The following is a 16,380-nucleotide window of genomic DNA, read 5'->3' as shown; positions in this document are numbered from 1 at the left end:
GGTGTGCTGTGATGTAACGAATGGTTACACCACATCAAATGGCGTGGGTGGCAGGTATGGCGGTGGGCTTTGGCAATTTTCTAAGTTATTGGCGGTTTTCTAAGTTATTCCACATGAATAAAAGCCATGTAAAACACCTGATAAAATCTGCTCATCGCTTGATGTGGCAAGGGTTTGGGTGGTGGTGGCGTGGCTGGTAGGTGGGGGCTGGTTTGAGTGGGTTGGGCGGTGATTTGCAAAAACTTAGAATAACTTAGAAAGTGCCTACCAAATTTTAAACCCTTATGGTATAAGGCTTACAGGGTGATTTTTGAATAACTTAGATAATTTGGTAAGGTTTTGGGGGTGCATTTTAAAAAATACTGGTGGGCTGGTGCGTTGATTTTCTCCGTCTTGTTCGTGTAAATCCGTGTCATGCTGGGTGATTTTCTCCAAAAGTGTGCTTAAAATGGCGATTTTCTCCATAAAAAAAGTAAGTACGCAAGGCTGGCTTAAATATGGGCGGTGGGCAGTTGATTGGGAAAGGGGGTCGGCTGTGAGTGAGTGGGGCGGTTAAATGGTGTGTCGGTCGCTCTGTGGGGCAGGCGTGGCGGTGGGTGGGTAAAAACCTTTAAATATAAAAATAAATAAAAAATATTCTTTCTTTCTTTTTATAGGTTCTCTGGTGTTTTTTTGGGCTTTTCCCCATGCCTTTAATTAGTTTTGCACGGGGGCAATTTTTTTTAACTATGTTATATTATAACATTACATATGCTTTATCAATAAATATATATTGTTTGATTTGTATTTTTAATCATTTATACCGCTCATCGTATTTTTAATGCCATTAGGGTTATCTGCCACCCTTGATGTGGTGTGGGTGGCAGGCGTGTTGCTCATTGCATGGCTCTGATTTCTAGCAATTCGGCTTGGTGGGTGGCAATCTCGGCATGAATGTCCGCTCCTTTTTTGCTCAGCCGTTCTAGGAATATGGCAAATTGGTCGGTAGTGCCATCAGCCGTTAAGCGGTTTTGGTAGGTTTTGAAATTACCTTGTTTGACTTCGTCAATGATGTTTGCCCATTCTCTCATCATCTGTATGCGTTTGGGTAGCATTTCAGCATCATTATAAGCCCGTTCGGTTTTGTCTTTACTGACGTGGGCGAGTTGTAGCTCAATGGCTTTGGGGTTGTATTGCATTTCATAAAGCGATGTACTGGCAAGCCCACGAAAGCCATGCCCTGTCATTCGTCCAGCGTATCCCATGCGTTTTAGGGGCGTGGTTAGGGCGTTGGGTGATAGGGTGTTACGCTGTTTACTGCGGTTACTAAAAAACACATATTCATCAGACAATCCCCATTCTTTGATGGTTTGTAGTATCTCTATCACTTGTGGGGCAAGCGGTACGATGTGGGGGTTACGGCATTTCATGCGTTCGGCTGGTATCCGCCAAAGGCAGGTATAAAAATCCAGCTCCGCCCATCTCATGCCAAACAGCTCATTAGTACGAACAAAAGTATAAGCCATGACATAGAAGGCGTAACGGGTCATCGGTTCTAAATTGGCGGTATCAATGTCGTGCAGTAATTGGGGTAATTCTGTGATTTTGATGCGTGGGTAATTGGTTTGTTTGTGTTCAATGAGTGATTTATGAATGCCACGAGGAATGGGGTTTAATAGGTTGGGGGCTAACCCTTTGATGATGGTGTATTCAAAGATGGCACTTATCCAGCTCACCGCCTTATGTGCCATGTTTGCCTTACCTGCGATGGCTAAACGGTCATGCACCGCCAAAATGTCGGATAATTTGATTTGGTAAATGTCCATATTGCCCAAAATGGGCTTGATGTGGTTGTGATAGGCGTTAGCGTCCCTTTTGTAGGTTTGGGGCGTTATTCGTGCTTGCTGGTAGTCTAGCCATAAACTAGCAAAGTGATGGAAGTCTAATTTTTGTTGTTGTTTGGATTTTTGGCGTTCGTCTTTGGGGTTGATGCCTTGTGATAGGTCGGTTTTGATTTTGGCAAGCTCACTTCTTGCATCTGCTAGGCTTACAAATGGGTACAGCCCAATACTGATATTTTGCTGTTTGCCATGATAGCGATAAGCCACCACCCATGATTTTACGCCCGTATGTCTTACCCATAATTGCAAACCGCCCATGTCGCTGTATTTGTCTGGGCGTGTGGGAGTGCATTTGTCACTAGGTTTTAATTTTTTTAATAGCGGTATCGGTTAAAACCATAATCTACAAGCCTTTGGAGTGAAATTGTTGGTATTATAGGAAAATGAACTGTAATACCAACAAAATAAGCGGATTGCAATGGATTTTAACGAACTGATACGAACGATAAAATTGTTTAAAGCTAGAAAAATAATAGGGTTCTATGACTTCATAGAACCCTATCGGACAATAATATGGGGTGAGTAATGGGACTTGAACCCACGACAACCGGAATCACAATCCGGGGCTCTACCAACTGAGCTATACCCACCATAATGAGATGTGCCATTCATAATCAGGCAAATGGCGCGCCTGGCAGGATTCGAACCTGCGACCACCCGCTTAGAAGGCGGATGCTCTATCCAACTGAGCTACAGGCGCTCAACTTACGATACTAACAAAAAAAGCCCAAACAGGCTTTAAATGGTCGGGGCGGAGGGATTTGAACCCCCGACCCTCTGCTCCCAAAGCAGATGCGCTACCAAGCTGCGCTACGCCCCGATTTACCAATTTGCGATGTGTCATCGCTGTTAGTGGTGCGTATTATAGCGTAATTTTGGGCGGTGTCAATCATTTATTTTAAAAAATTTTAAAAATTTTTGTAAGATATTGATTTTGAATATTTTTTAATAAATCAATTTTCAATGAGTGTCCAGCCTAATGCTTTCGCCCCACGAGTGCCACCTGTCAGATGGATATAGGTACGGCTCGGGTCAAGGCTCTCTAATAGCTCACACGCACGCCCTGCCTTGGTGCCACCGCCACACAACACATAAATGTCGCCTGTGGTCTGGGCGAGTGTCTCGGCATTGATATGCTCAATCGGTATATTGATGGCATGGGCGATATGCCCTGTCTGATAACTGTCAGTATCTCGTACGTCCCAAATGGTCAATTTTTCATCAGGGGTGAAATCAGCGATGGCTTGGGTTTTTATCATGATAATTTTCCAAATAAAATAAATGCAAGTTTAGCAAATTTGGGGTATGATAGCAACATCTCGTTTTTATTATCATCTCAATAACACCGCTTAATTTTACTATTTGCCACAGCCATTTTATAAAAAATGTTAAGGACAAACCATGACCAAACTTTTTATGTTATATGCTTTTATGATTATTTTGTTGGCGATATGGACGTGTTTGGCATTGTGGGTGCATATGCCTTTGGGCAAATTAACGTATATTATCATTGGCTTTATTTTATTATTATCCATCATTGCAATTTTACCTGATGGTTATATTGAAAAATTTGCCAATCAGTTTATTGTTGATAAATTAAGTTATTATTCTATACGCATTTTTGGATTGGTTGTTGGTATTGTGTTTGCTTGGTTTTTTAGCATGAAGCCTAGCAATCACAGAGTGTGGCAAGATGAATTTCGTCATCAATTTACTTATACTCAAAATAATAACATCATTACCATAAATAACGTGCGTGATTTTGATTGGCATGGCGACACTTATACCGAGCTTTGGGATACTCGCACTTATGACCTAAATCACCTATCAAGCCTTGATATGATTAGCACGACATGGGGTAATGACAATATTGCCCATATTATGGTGTCGTTTGGCTTTGATGATGGGGCAGGTAATACCGACAGGCTTGTTTTTTCGGTGGAGACAAGAAAAGAGATTGGCGAGGAATTTTCAACGATTGGCGGATTTTTTAGAATGTATGATTTGTCCATCATTGCAGGCGATGAGCGGGATTTGATTTATACCCGCACCAATATCAGAAATGAGCAGGTTTCTCTTTATCCTATTTTATATGATAAAGAGAAAATAAAAAATCTGTTTTTGACTTATTTGGATTATGGTCATCGTTTAAATGACACGCCTAAATTTTATCACTCGTTATTTAGTAACTGTACCACGGTTATTTATAAAATGGCAAGTCAGATTGATGATGTGCCGATGGATTATCGCATTATCGTTTCGGGCAGATTGGCGGATTATTTGTATGATAAAGGAGTGATTGATAATAAGCATGAGTTGACTGTTTGGAAAAAGAGTGCCTTTGCCAATCCCAAAGTGGCTCATCTGGGTAATCATGGTAATATTTCATCGCAAGAATATTCGGCGTTGATTAGAAAAGAGTTGCCACATTAATTACAAAAAACGATTTGTCAAATCAAAAAGAAAATGGGCAAGTGTTTATCTTACCCATTTTTACAAAAACAGTCTTATAATTCAGGCTCGACTCGTTCGCCTTTTTTATTGATAAAATAAATCTCATCATCGGCAATGACCATCGCAGAGCCTTCGGTAAAACTGCTGGCATAATCGTATTTGATGGGTAGGGCGATTTTGCCTTTGGTGTCGATGTAGCCATATTGCCAAATGGGGTCGCCATCACTGTCAGTTTTGCCCGTGTCTTTGGCAACCAGAGCTAATTGCTCGCTAAAATCTTCGACATAGTCATAGGTGGGGGCGATTTTGGTTTGACCGTTTTTGTCCATAAAGCCCCATTTGTCATTGATTTTGACTGACACTAAGCCCTGTTCAAACCAGTTGCCTGTCTCATCAAAGCTGGGTTTGATGACGATGTTGCCTTTTTTGTCAATAAAGCCATATTTGCCGTTTTGGGTGATTTTGGCACGTCCTTCCCAAAAACTCCATGCGTCTTCAAAGGTAGGGCGAATGACGATGTTGCCTTTGGGATTGATGTAGCCGTATTTGCCTTGCTGTTTGACCAAGGCAAGCCCTTCATCAAAGTCGTGAGCGTCTTCAAAGGTGGGGCGGATGATGACCTTGCCATCTTTGTTGGCAAAGCCATACACCGTACCATCGGTGATGACGGTCATGTTTTCGTTATACTGACAGTCGCTGGTGTACTCTTTGTAGCTAAAACCTGTCGGCAGTTTGGTGTCATCTTCGCAGGCGTCGATGTCTTCTGATAAGTCGAAGAGAGCGTAATCGTCCGAATCGACGTTGTCTTCTGCGTTGACGGCTGTCGTGGCAAAAACGGATAGGGCAAGGCATAGAGCAAGCTTTGGGCGAGAGATGGACGGGGTAAAAAAAGAAGTGTTCATGAATGATTCCAAATGAGAAAAAGCAATGAATGGAAAAACGGATTTATTGTACTTGACTTATTGTAAAATTTCAATCAAAGCCACTTTGAGTGACTCAATTTTATCATCATCAAGCAAACTGCCGTCTTTGTCAGACAGATAAAAGATGTCCTCGGCACGCTCGCCTAGGGTGGTGATTCTCGCCCCATGTACCGCCACGCCGAGCTTTGAGAAAACTTGCCCGATTTTGGCAAGTAGGGCAGGACGGTCTTTGGTGATGAGTGATAGGGCGTGATGATCTTGATGGGCAAAGGGGGTGGCACGCTCGATGTGTACCTGCGTGGGGACGTTAAAGTGTTTTAAAGTCAAGTTAAAACCAAAACTGGCACCGGCTATCTGACACTTAGGAGCATCTCCTGTGAGTGCTTGGCTAAGCTCGCTCACAAGCTCGTCCCGTCTGTCACTGGCGGTCAGAAAATCACTCATGAGCGTGCCATGCTCATCTCGTTTGGCAAAGCGGTCAATGAGTACATAGCTGTCTAGGGCAGACGGCACGCCATCGATGGTGGCACTGACGATAGTCGCATCCAGCACTGACAAGCCAAAGCGGTCAAGCACGCACACGCTGATGGCGAACAAATCATCACGGTCGGGGGTGCAGATAAATAGCTGAATGGCGTCCAGTGCCAAATCGGTGTGGGAGCGAATGGCGATGATGGGGCGAGCGTCTTGGATGGCGGATTTTTGTTCTAAGATGACACGGCTTTGCCATGCGATGTCGAGTTTTTTGTGTTTTAAAAAATACTCATCACCCAGCTCGTCCCATAGGGCGTGCAAGGTGGTAGGGTCGATGTCGGTCAGTAGGGCTTGGGCTTTGCTCTTGCGACCGGTGATATAGACGTCTTTGTCCACGACGCCCATGCCAAGGTTTAGCACTCGTCTGGTGCTGATGTAAAGCTGTTTTAACAGACTGGCTCGCCATGAGTTCCACAGCTCGCTGTTGGTGGCGTTCATGTCGGCAACGGTCAGTGCATACAGGTGGTTTAGCCTGCTGACACTGCCGACAAAATGGGCAAAGCGAGCAATGACATCAGGGTCGGAGATATCCTGCTTTTGGGCGGTGAGCGACATGGTCAGATGTTCACGCACCAGCCATGACGCAAACTGACTGTCGCTCTCGGTCATGCCGTGCGATGTACAAAATTCATACACATTAATCGCCCCGAGTTCGCTGTGGTCGCCCCCACGTCCTTTGGCGATGTCATGAAATAAGGCGACGATGACCAGTATGTCTTTGCGGTGGATTTGTTTATAAATCTGACTGACTAGGTCAAATTTTTGCTGATAAATCTCATTATCCACATCCGTCAAGCGGTGCAAAATGCGAATGAGTAGCAGGGTATGAGCGTCCACGGTGTAGCGGTGAAACAAATCATACTGCATAAGCCCCATGATTTGACCGAAGGCAGGCAGGTATGAGCCTAGCACGCCAAAGCGTTTCATCAGGCGTAGGCGATGAAATAGGTAGTTGGGTTCTTGTAGGTTTGCCAAAAATAGGGCTTGATGGGCAGGGTGCTGGCGGTAGTCATCATCAATGAGTGGCGTGGCAAGGTGGATGGCACGCAGGGTGTTGGCACTGATTTTTTTAATGCCTTGTTGTCCCATGACCAAAAAGATACGAAGTAGTAGGGCGGGATTCTTGTCAAAGGCGTGTAGGTCATGCACGGCAATCTTGGGGTCGTGGCTTGGTAGTTTGCCTTGCTTGATGAATACGTCCTTTGCCAGTCCGTCTTGGTGTAGGGATGAGTCAATGGGGGTTGCCTGTTCGGTGATGGCATAAAAATACTCATCAATGGGCGTGGTGATAAACTCAGGGTTTAGATAGTTTTCATTAAAATACGCGCACAAAAGCTCGGAGAGGCTGGCGGTGGTCATCGCATGGCGATAGTAGGTTCGCATGAGTCGCTCTAAGGCGTGCGTGATTTGGCGGTTGTCATCATCGGCATGTGCTAATCCCATGCTAACAGCGATGACACGCTGACGGTCAAAGAGCAGGCGGTCGTCATGGCGTGCGACATGGGTGTGTAGATGATGACGTAGGCACCATAAAAAGCGTTTGGCAGACTCTAAGGTGGCGTATTTCTCAGGGCTTAAAAATCCCACTTCAACCAAATCATGAAAATCCCGCACCCCGTCAAAATAAAACTTACCAAGCCACAAAATAATGTGCAAATCTCTTAGTGTACCAGGGGCGGTCTTGATGTTCGGCTCTAAGTTGTATTCGGTGGCGTTATGGGCAAGATAGCGGGCTTTGGATTCGCTCATCTTGGCACTAAAAAAGGCTTTGGTAGTCCACGCCTCTTTGACGGCAAGGGTTGGTACGTCGGTCAGTGTGTCATTACCGACCAAAAAACGGGCTTCTAAGAGGGCGGTTGCCACGGTATGCTCGGTGACGGCAGTCATCGTGTCGCTCACTGTCCGCACCGAGATGGCAGGCTCTATGCCGATGTCCCACAGGTTTGCCACGAACGTTTCTATCTGGGTTTGATGGCTGTCCGTGTCATCGCCTAGTATCAAAATATCCACATCTGATGCTGGGAACAGCTCACCCCGCCCATACCCACCAATGGCAAATAACCCAAGCTTGCTGTCCGTCTCAAATAATGCTTCAAATATGCTTACAAGCATGTCATCCACCGCCTGCGTTCGCCTAGCGATATGGCTGTCTATCGTCTGTGTGGCGTGTATGCCCTGCTTGCAAATCTGCCTATCAATATCGGCATTTAGTTCATTTAGATAAGCCTTATAAGCGGTGGGAGTGTAGGGGGGTAAGTTGGTTTGGGTCATGGCAATCAGTGGCTAAATATTTGTCAAATTTGTCGTAAATTTATCTTTATTTTTGTAAGCAATTTTGTCAAAACAAGCAAAAACCCCTTGAAATATAGGCATTTCAAGGGGTCTGGATATGGTAGGCGTAAACGGACTCGAACCATCGACCCCCACCATGTCAAGGTGGTGCTCTAACCAACTGAGCTATACGCCTAAAAGTGGTACTATTATAACAGATAAATTTTAAATGGCAAGCACTTTTTACACTTTGTACATATTTAAATACCAACTCATGATGTCGTTGCCCCATAATAGGGCGATGATACCTGCAATGGCGATATAAGGACCAAAGGCAAAGGCACGGCTTTCGCCACGCAGTCTCATCAACACCACGCCCACGATAGAGCCCAACACAGCAGATACAAGAATCAAAAAGGGTAACATGCTCACGCCAAGCCACGCTCCAATCGCCCCTAAGAGTTTAAAATCACCTGCCCCCATGCCGTCTTTTTTGGTGATGAGTGCATAGAGTTTGGCAACCGACCAAAAGGATAAAAAACCAAGCAGCCCGCCCCATACCGCAGAGCCAAGCGAAGTAAAGATATTTTGGGTGTTTGCCATAAGACCTATCATGCCTAGCGGAAACACCAAACGGTCGGGCAGTAGCTGAGTATCAAAATCAATGCCAGTTAAAGTAATAAGTATCCACAAGTAGATAAGTCCCAATGCACCTGCGATATTTGCCCCAAGTGTATAAATCACCAAAACGGACAGTAAGGCGGTAATGAGTTCCACCGATGGATAACGCATGCTAATGGGATTACCACAGCCAGAGCATTTACCACGCAATAGAATGAGCCAGCTTAATACAGGAATGTTTTCATAAGCACGGATTTGGTGGTTGCATTTGGGACAACGAGAGGGCGGAAAGGATAGGCTAATGGGTATGTCATTGGCGATAACATCTTGAATGGGGTTGACATGCTTGGGGTTAAGGTCGGATTGAGTGCCTAAAAACCATGCCGTATCTTTACGCCATTCACGATTCATAATAAGTGGCGTACGGTGAATCACCACATTTAAGAATGAACCAACACAAAGCCCCAGCAGTCCAGCTAGGGCAAGTGCTATATATAAATTTTCTGATAAAAAAGTAAAGCAATTCATCATCCGATAACATCGCCCATCATGAAGATTGGTAGATACATGGCGATAACTAAACCACCAATAACCACGCCTAAAAATGCCATAATCATGGGTTCCATCAAACTGGTTAAGCCATCAACAGCATTGTCCACCTCATTCTCATAGAAAGTGGCAGCCTTATCAAGCATTTCTTCCAAACTACCTGCCTCTTCGCCAATGCCGACCATTTGAAGTACCATGCTGGGAAATAGGTTAGTGTTACGCATGGCAAACTGCATTTGCTGACCGGTGGCGACATCTTCTTTGACACGCTGTGTGGCTTCATAAAATACAATATTATTGGTTGCCCCTGCGGTAGAATCTAGGGCGTCAATCAAAGGTACGCCAGCAGCAAAAGTGGTGGAGAGGGTGCGACAAAAACGGGCGATGATGGCTTGATAAACAATATTACCAAATATGGGTAGTTTAAGAGCCAATCTATCTAAGAAATTTCTAAATTTTTGGCTACGCAACTTAGCTTGGGTAAAAGACACAACAAGGATTGCTAGTGCAATAAAAAATACCAAATAATATTTAACCATCCAGTTAGACATATTAACGACCATCTGGGTAAAGGCAGGTAATTCAGCACCAAAACCAGCAAACATATCAGCAAAGACTGGAACTACCTTAACCAATAGAATGGCAGTAACAATAATAGCAACAATGATAACCGCAATCGGATATTTCATTGCTTTTTTAATTTTGGCTTTGAGCATTTCGCTTTTTTCTTTATAGGTAGCGACACGTTCAAGCATGGTCTCTAACGCACCTGACTGCTCACCAGACTCGACTAATGAACAAAACAGGTCATCAAAGTATTTGGGGTGCTTACGCAGAGCAGTGGCAAAGTTACTTCCCGCTTCGATGTCAGCCTTAACTTTTAATACAATCTCTTTCATGCTGGGATTGTCAAGCGAATCAGCCACAATCTCAAAGGCTTGGGTCAGTGGCACACCGGCTTTCATCATCGTGGCAAGCTGACGCACAAAAATAGCAATATCAATCGCTTTGATGGATTTTTTGATTTGAAAAAGGGGCTTGGATTTTTGTCTAACGTCTTGGACAACAATGCCCTGCTTTCTAAGCTGAGCACGAGCTAGTTCAAGACTTTTGGCGGTTAGCTCGCCTTTGACGTTCTGCCCACGTCTATTGGTGCCAGAGTATTTAAAATCAATTAACTGTTCAGTTGCTACTTTTGCCATGTGTCTCTCTTCATGCTTTGCCAATGCTGGCGATGTTGCAAGTTATGTGCCGTATTGTATTTTTAAATGAACCCCAAATAGGGTAATGCTAATGACATTTTACACCAAAAGTCATCAAATTGTAAATAATGTATCACAAAACTTGCACAACATTCGTGGTTTTTGGTAGGGTATAAACTGCCGTTTATGCCATAAAAAAATAAACGGTTTATTTTTTTGGTTAAATGGCGTAAAAATGTGATTAGGTGAGTAATTGTTTTACTAAAATTTATCATTTCAAAAGATAAATTCTTGTCAATTTATGCCATAAGCCTTAAAATGACAAAAAATATTTGATCAAATGCCCATGACAACCCTTGCCCCCACCCAATATCCCATTACCGCCCTTGCAGGCGTGGGTCAGCCATTGGCAAAAAAACTTGCCGAGCTTGACATTCATCGTATTTTTGATTTGCTCATGCACCTGCCCCGCAATTATGAAGACCGTAGCCGTACCGTGCCGATGAATACGGTAGAAAATGGGCAAGTGTGCATGATTGCAGGGGTTATCACGGACGTGGCGAGCAATAAAGGACGGCTGTCGGTGTGCCTAGAAGACAGCACTGGCATGGTTGTGTTGCAGTTTTTTAAAACCTATCCGACTCTGTTGCAAACCATGACCGTGGGGGCGAACATCACCGCATTTGGCGAGATAAAGGTCAGTCGCTATGGCGTGCAAATGGCTCACCCAGAGTACCACATCACAGGGACAAAGACCTTTGAAAGTGGGCTTTTGCCCATTTATCCGACCGTCAAAGGACTTCACCAAAACAAACTGCGTCAGCTTGTCCGCATGGCGATTAACGCTGTTCGTGAGACGCCTTTAACTTGCCTGTCTGATGATGATTTTAACAGCGTGGGCGTAAGCGTGCAGGGCGATTTGTTGTCCGCCTTGACCGCCATACACCTGCCTGACCCACAGGCGGATATTTTTAGCCAAACGGCACTTTTGACAGGATTAAAAGACCGTACCCACCCTGCTTGTCAAAGACTCATCATTGAAGAGCTTACCGCTCATCAGCTTGTGTTTTTGTACCGCAAGCAAAACCTACACGCCCACAAAGCCCCTTTTTGCCAGCGTGTCAGTCCGCTTGCCGATAGGCTTGTGGCGAGCCTGCCCTTTCACCCAACCAACGCCCAACAGCGTGTTGTTAGCGAGATAGTTGCCGACCTTGCCACCAGCACGCCCATGCTCCGCCTTGTGCAAGGGGACGTGGGGGCGGGCAAAACGCTTGTGGCAGGTCTGTCAGCGTGCCATGCCATTGACAGCGGTTGGCAAGTGGCAATCATGGCACCGACCGAGATTTTGGCAGAACAGCACCTGATTAATTTTAAAAAATGGTTTGAACCTATGGGCGTTGGCGTGGGCTGGCTTGCCGGCAAACAGACTGCCAAAGAACGTAATACCAGTTTAGGTGCCATTATCAATAATGATGTGCAAATCGTGGTTGGTACGCACGCCCTGTTCCAAGACGGTGTGGCATTTGCCAAATTGGGGCTTGTTATCATTGACGAACAGCACCGTTTTGGCGTGGAGCAACGATTGAAGCTCGTCAGTAAAGGCGTGGCAAACAGCACCCCACATCAGCTTGCCATGACCGCCACCCCCATTCCACGCACGCTGGCGATGAGTATGTATGGCGACATGGACGTGTCGGTGATAGATGAGCTACCGCCCAACCGCACGCCCATTACCACTGTTACCATTAACCGAGACCGCCGTGATGAAGTGATTGAGCGGATACGCATCAACTGCAAAAACGGCAAACAAGCCTACTGGGTGTGCCCGCTCGTGGAAGAGTCCACTGCCCTAGACGCACAGTCGGCAGAGCTGTTATATGAAGATTTGTGCGAGCGGTTGGACATACGGATAGGACTGGTACATGGCAAAATGAAAGCGGGTGATAAGCAAGCGGTGATGAATGATTTTAAACAAGGCGACATTGACCTACTGGTCGCCACCACCGTGATAGAAGTGGGCGTGGACGTGCCAAATGCGTCTCTTATGGTGATAGAAAATGCCGAACGGCTCGGCTTATCTCAGCTCCACCAACTGCGTGGGCGTGTGGGGCGTGGCTTAGAAAAGTCCTTTTGTGTGCTACTCTACCAAATGCCCCTATCGCCCACAGGCATCGAGAGGCTCAATATCCTAAGGGATAGCACGGACGGCTTTGTCATCGCCCAAAAGGACTTAGAACTGCGTGGGGCAGGCGAGCTACTGGGCAAACGCCAAACGGGTGACATGGGCTACTATCTGGCGGACATCGTGCGAGATGAGAGCCTGCTCCACATCGCCCAAAACCTTGCCAATCATCTCATCAATCAACCCAACAAAACCGCCCTAACCCAAGCGATGATAGGGCTATGGCTAAAAGAGAGTGGGGAGTTTGTGGGGGCGTAAGTATTATGCTAAAATCACCCTTTTAAAAAGGAAAAATCATGTCAAACCTAATTCCAAGCCAAACAGGACTGACCCTACGCCGTACCGATACGCTGATAAGTCTTACCAATAAACTCCTTGCCAAAACAGGGGTAAAGGGCATTAGTGAGATGAGTGATGATGAGCTGTGGGAATGGTGGCTTGGGATTGATGATGAATGGAGGTTTTTATTGATAAGGCGCGGATTGAAATTGAAGTTATGGCACAATAAGGATTGGAAATTTAACAGAGCGTATCATTATCAAACAGAGTTTGATTGGTTTAATCGTGAATTGGTGTTTGATTATTTAAAAAAATTGCAACAATTAACTAAGCTTAATTTTAGTAGAAACCAACTCCAAGATATTACACCCCCTTGCCAGTTTGACGCAATTAAAAGGCTTTATTTGCAATATAATCCAATTAACCGCCAAGCCATTGACTGGCTACGACAAAAGCACCCAAATTGACTTTTAAAAAATAACCCCCACAAAACCACAAACTTCAAAACAAGGTAAACGCAATGCACGCACAAACACCCACAACAGCCCCAAACACACCAAGCCCAGAATGCACAAATGCCCCATACGATGTCATAATTGTTGGCGGTAGTTATGCAGGACTTTCGGCAGGTCTGCCATTGGCACGAGCCTATCGGCGTGTACTAGTCATTGACGACAACCAAAGACGCAATCGCTTTGGCACGCATTCGCACGGTTTTTTGACCCAAGACGGCACGCTTGCCAGTGACATTGCCAAAATTGGTAAAGAACAGCTTTTAAAATACCGCACGGTGGATTGGGTTGATGGGCGTGCTCTCAATGCCAAAAAAAGCGACGATGGCTTTGTGGTAACGCTTGAAAATGGCGAGTGCAAAACCGCACGCCGTCTGATTTTGGCGACAGGGGTCAAGGATATTTTGCCTGCCATTCACGGCATTAGTGAGCGGTGGGGGCAGTCGGTCTTTGCCTGCCCCTATTGCCACGGCTATGAACTCAATCAAGGCAACATCGGCGTGATTGCCACAGGCGAGCTGTCGGTGCATAGTGCGTTGATGTTGCCCGACTGGGGACACACCACGCTTTTGACCAACGGGCTTACCCTAAGCGACAACGACATCGCCCGCCTAACGGCACGCAAGGTATCGCTTGAACATCGTGCCATTGCTTGCATTGAAAACCACGCCGATATCCGCCTAGCGGACGGCACGCTGTTGTCTTTTGCAGGGATTGTGGTCGCCCCCAATTTTGAGCAAGCAAGCACTCTTGGCGAAAGCTTAGGCTGTCAAATGGACGACACACCGCTTGGCAAAATCCTACAAGTGTCGCCTTTGCGTGCCACCAGCATAGACGGCGTGTTTGCCTGTGGCGATAGCACACGGCTTGGCGGTTCGGTAACGCTTGCGGTCGCTGACGGCACGCTGGCAGGCACATCGGCACATCAATCGCTGATTGGTCTGACCAATAAACCGCTTATATAGTACAAAAATTCAGGGCATTAGCCAGATGAACGATGATGAATTGTGGGCGTGGTGGCTATCGCTTGATGATGAGTGGAAGTTTTTATTGTTAAGGAAAGGATTGGATTTGGATTTTTGGCAAGATAATAATCGGCAATTTAATAAAGCGTATGATTACCAAGCGGATTTTGATTGGTTAAATAGAAACCTAAGTTTGCACTATGTAAAACAGTTGCAAGGATTAACAGAGCTTGATTTGAGCCGCAACCAAATCCAAAACATCTCAGCTCTTGCTAATTTAACGCAATTAACATATCTTTGGCTGGACGAAAACCAAATCCAAGACATTGCACCGCTTGCTAACTTGAAACAATTGGAACATCTTGTTTTATCAAAGAACCAAATCCAAGATATCACACCGCTTACTAATTTAACGCAATTAACATATCTTTGGCTGAGCGACAACCAAGTCCAAAACATTACATCACTTGCTAATTTAAAAAATCTAACAACTTACTTTGAAACATAACCCAATCCACCCCCAAAATATTAAATGGCTACAACAGCAACTCCCAAATTGCGAAATCATATTTTAAGGACAAAAATGCACACCTAAGCCCTATTTGACAATATCCCACAGCATATTATCGCAGAATGAAATAAAGCCAAGCACAGCATTGTGATTGCGGTGGCGTGGTTTACTCGTGCCGATATTTTTGCCGTATTATTACAAAAAGCCCGTGCAGGCATTAGCATTCAGCTTGCCTTATCCAATGACCGTATCAATAAAAATGATAAAATCGCTATTAACCAAGATGAATTAAATCATTTTGCAAATTGTCAAACTTATTGGATTGGCGATGGCAATCAAGCTCTAATGCACCATAAATTTTGTATAAATTTTGTGTGATTGATAAAATGACTGTGATTACAGGGTTATTTAATTGGAGTAAAAAAGCCGAAAAGAATAATTTTGAAAACATTACCATTAGCCAAGATACAATGTTGGCAAAGGCATTTTATGGGCAGTTTTATAAAATTATTGGTAAGCCCATTCCCAATGATAACCTTGTTTTGCCCATCGCTCAAATCATCAAACGCTTAGAAATTTTAAAAAACTATGTGATATTAGAAGATTTGGACGACATTACCAAAGAAAATCAAAAACTCAAACAATTTGACAGTGAACAAGATATTGCAAGTATTTATGGGGCGATTAAGTCTTTGCAATTTAGTCAAGCGATTGGCTTAATTGATGACTTTATCAAAAAATATCACAGCGTTGTCATTTATCAAGATGTGGATATAATGGCATTAAAATTAGAAATTCGCCTATTGGAACATGAAATCAATTTATACGACAGCGAAAAGGCGGAATTAGAAAAATTGCTTGCCGATTTTAATCATCAGCACAGCATGAATTTGGGTGATTTAATCAGTGAAATTTTATCTTTACGAAAACAACTTGCCAAACAGCAAGGCGACCAAAATGCCTACGATGAAGCCAAACAAGACGAGTAAACATTTAATGAGCAGTTGGACAAAGAAAAAGCCAAAACGCATTATGAACTAAATACCGATGAACAAAAACGCCTAAAACAAGCCTACCGCAAAGCCAGTCAAATATGCCACCCCGACCGTGTCAATGACGAGCAAAAGGATGTGGCAATGGCGGTGTTTAATGAGTTGCGACAAGCCTATGAACAAAATGACCTAAAAACGGTGGAGCGAATACTTGATGATTTGCAAAAAGGGATATTTAAGGCTCGCTCAGAGACCGTCAGCCAAAGCGACAAATTAAAACTCATCAAAAGTCAATTATCCTAAAAGCTGGATAATCTTAAACTTATCATTGATGAGATTAAGGCAAGTCAAAGTTATCAAGTGGTCAGTAGCATTGATGATTGGCAAGAGTATTTTGATAATCAAAAAATGGAGCTGATAGGGCAGAAAGATAGGCTAAGGGAGCTGATAAAAACACGGACGTGAAGTAGCACAAATACCCTTGACAATCCCCCCGACCTTGCTA

Annotated in this window: 14 protein-coding genes, 4 tRNA genes and 1 pseudogene; 9 read left to right on the top strand and 10 right to left on the bottom strand. The window is 44.5% G+C overall.

Going from position 1 to position 16,380, the window contains the following annotated elements:
• Positions 1-38 precede the first annotated feature (38 nt).
• Complete coding sequence (locus B0182_RS14210; RefSeq protein WP_158079617.1) at positions 39-200, top strand: hypothetical protein; 162 nt, start codon at positions 39-41, stop codon at positions 198-200.
• A gap of 675 nt (positions 201-875) precedes the next feature.
• On the opposite strand, the gene B0182_RS04025 is transcribed toward B0182_RS14210, so the two are convergent.
• The 5 genes from B0182_RS04025 to B0182_RS04005 all read right to left on the bottom strand — a co-directional run bounded on the left by B0182_RS04025 (position 876) and on the right by B0182_RS04005 (position 3,139).
• Positions 876-2,138, bottom strand: a complete 1,263-nt coding sequence (locus B0182_RS04025) for a tyrosine-type recombinase/integrase (RefSeq protein WP_244893644.1) — start codon at positions 2,136-2,138, stop codon at positions 876-878.
• Positions 2,139-2,394: 256 nt separating this feature from the next.
• A tRNA-His gene (locus tag B0182_RS04020) sits at positions 2,395-2,470 on the bottom strand.
• Between the two features lie 33 nt (positions 2,471-2,503).
• A tRNA-Arg gene (locus tag B0182_RS04015) sits at positions 2,504-2,580 on the bottom strand.
• A 43-nt stretch (positions 2,581-2,623) separates the two neighbouring features.
• A tRNA-Pro gene (locus tag B0182_RS04010) sits at positions 2,624-2,700 on the bottom strand.
• A gap of 133 nt (positions 2,701-2,833) precedes the next feature.
• Positions 2,834-3,139, bottom strand: coding sequence for a rhodanese-like domain-containing protein (locus tag B0182_RS04005; RefSeq protein WP_078273703.1), 306 nt, complete (start codon positions 3,137-3,139; stop codon positions 2,834-2,836).
• A gap of 142 nt (positions 3,140-3,281) precedes the next feature.
• Here B0182_RS04005 and B0182_RS04000 point away from each other — a divergent pair, with 142 nt between their 5' ends.
• On the top strand, positions 3,282-4,313 hold the full coding sequence (locus B0182_RS04000; protein WP_078273702.1) for an Lnb N-terminal periplasmic domain-containing protein: 1,032 nt from the start codon (positions 3,282-3,284) through the stop codon (positions 4,311-4,313).
• Between the two features lie 74 nt (positions 4,314-4,387).
• On the opposite strand, the gene B0182_RS03995 is transcribed toward B0182_RS04000, so the two are convergent.
• The 5 genes from B0182_RS03995 to B0182_RS03975 all read right to left on the bottom strand — a co-directional run bounded on the left by B0182_RS03995 (position 4,388) and on the right by B0182_RS03975 (position 10,434).
• Positions 4,388-5,236 (bottom strand): WG repeat-containing protein, encoded by an 849-nt coding sequence (locus B0182_RS03995; protein WP_078273701.1) that lies wholly within the window; start codon positions 5,234-5,236, stop codon positions 4,388-4,390.
• A 57-nt stretch (positions 5,237-5,293) separates the two neighbouring features.
• Complete coding sequence (gene glnD / locus B0182_RS03990) at positions 5,294-8,062, bottom strand: [protein-PII] uridylyltransferase (RefSeq protein ID WP_112742508.1); 2,769 nt, start codon at positions 8,060-8,062, stop codon at positions 5,294-5,296.
• Between the two features lie 119 nt (positions 8,063-8,181).
• A tRNA-Val gene (locus tag B0182_RS03985) sits at positions 8,182-8,258 on the bottom strand.
• A gap of 47 nt (positions 8,259-8,305) precedes the next feature.
• Positions 8,306-9,211 (bottom strand): prepilin peptidase, encoded by a 906-nt coding sequence (locus B0182_RS03980; protein ID WP_078273729.1) that lies wholly within the window; start codon positions 9,209-9,211, stop codon positions 8,306-8,308.
• Positions 9,211-10,434 carry a type II secretion system F family protein gene (locus B0182_RS03975; RefSeq protein WP_078273700.1) on the bottom strand — a complete coding sequence of 408 codons (1,224 nt, stop codon included), beginning with the start codon at positions 10,432-10,434 and terminating at the stop codon, positions 9,211-9,213. Before B0182_RS03975 ends, B0182_RS03980 begins: the two co-directional genes overlap by 1 nt.
• A gap of 346 nt (positions 10,435-10,780) precedes the next feature.
• Here B0182_RS03975 and recG point away from each other — a divergent pair, with 346 nt between their 5' ends.
• The 7 genes and pseudogenes from recG to B0182_RS03935 all read left to right on the top strand — a co-directional run bounded on the left by recG (position 10,781) and on the right by B0182_RS03935 (position 16,178).
• Positions 10,781-12,874, top strand: coding sequence for an ATP-dependent DNA helicase RecG (gene recG, locus B0182_RS03965; RefSeq protein WP_078273698.1), 2,094 nt, complete (start codon positions 10,781-10,783; stop codon positions 12,872-12,874).
• A gap of 38 nt (positions 12,875-12,912) precedes the next feature.
• The gene (locus B0182_RS03960; protein WP_078273697.1) at positions 12,913-13,362 is read left to right on the top strand and encodes a hypothetical protein; all 450 of its coding nucleotides are present in this window, start codon (positions 12,913-12,915) and stop codon (positions 13,360-13,362) included.
• A gap of 53 nt (positions 13,363-13,415) precedes the next feature.
• Complete coding sequence (locus tag B0182_RS03955) at positions 13,416-14,372, top strand: NAD(P)/FAD-dependent oxidoreductase (RefSeq protein WP_078273696.1); 957 nt, start codon at positions 13,416-13,418, stop codon at positions 14,370-14,372.
• 25 nt (positions 14,373-14,397) lie between these two features.
• Positions 14,398-14,880 (top strand): leucine-rich repeat domain-containing protein, encoded by a 483-nt coding sequence (locus B0182_RS03950; protein WP_078273695.1) that lies wholly within the window; start codon positions 14,398-14,400, stop codon positions 14,878-14,880.
• 141 nt (positions 14,881-15,021) lie between these two features.
• A pseudogene (locus B0182_RS03945) lies at positions 15,022-15,261 on the top strand (phospholipase D-like domain-containing protein); the annotation flags it as partial.
• 8 nt (positions 15,262-15,269) lie between these two features.
• Complete coding sequence (locus tag B0182_RS03940; protein ID WP_143821658.1) at positions 15,270-15,872, top strand: phospholipase D-like domain-containing protein; 603 nt, start codon at positions 15,270-15,272, stop codon at positions 15,870-15,872.
• A 15-nt stretch (positions 15,873-15,887) separates the two neighbouring features.
• Positions 15,888-16,178: a J domain-containing protein gene (locus B0182_RS03935; RefSeq protein ID WP_078273692.1), complete on the top strand. Its 291-nt coding sequence runs from the start codon at positions 15,888-15,890 to the stop codon at positions 16,176-16,178.
• The last annotated feature ends 202 nt before the right edge of the window (positions 16,179-16,380 follow it).

This window comes from Moraxella bovis (assembly GCF_002014975.1).
GTDB classification, from domain to species: Bacteria; Pseudomonadota; Gammaproteobacteria; order Pseudomonadales; family Moraxellaceae; genus Moraxella; species Moraxella bovis.
The sequence above is the reverse complement of the archived record's forward strand: the minus strand, read 5'-3'. Positions and strand labels throughout refer to the sequence as shown.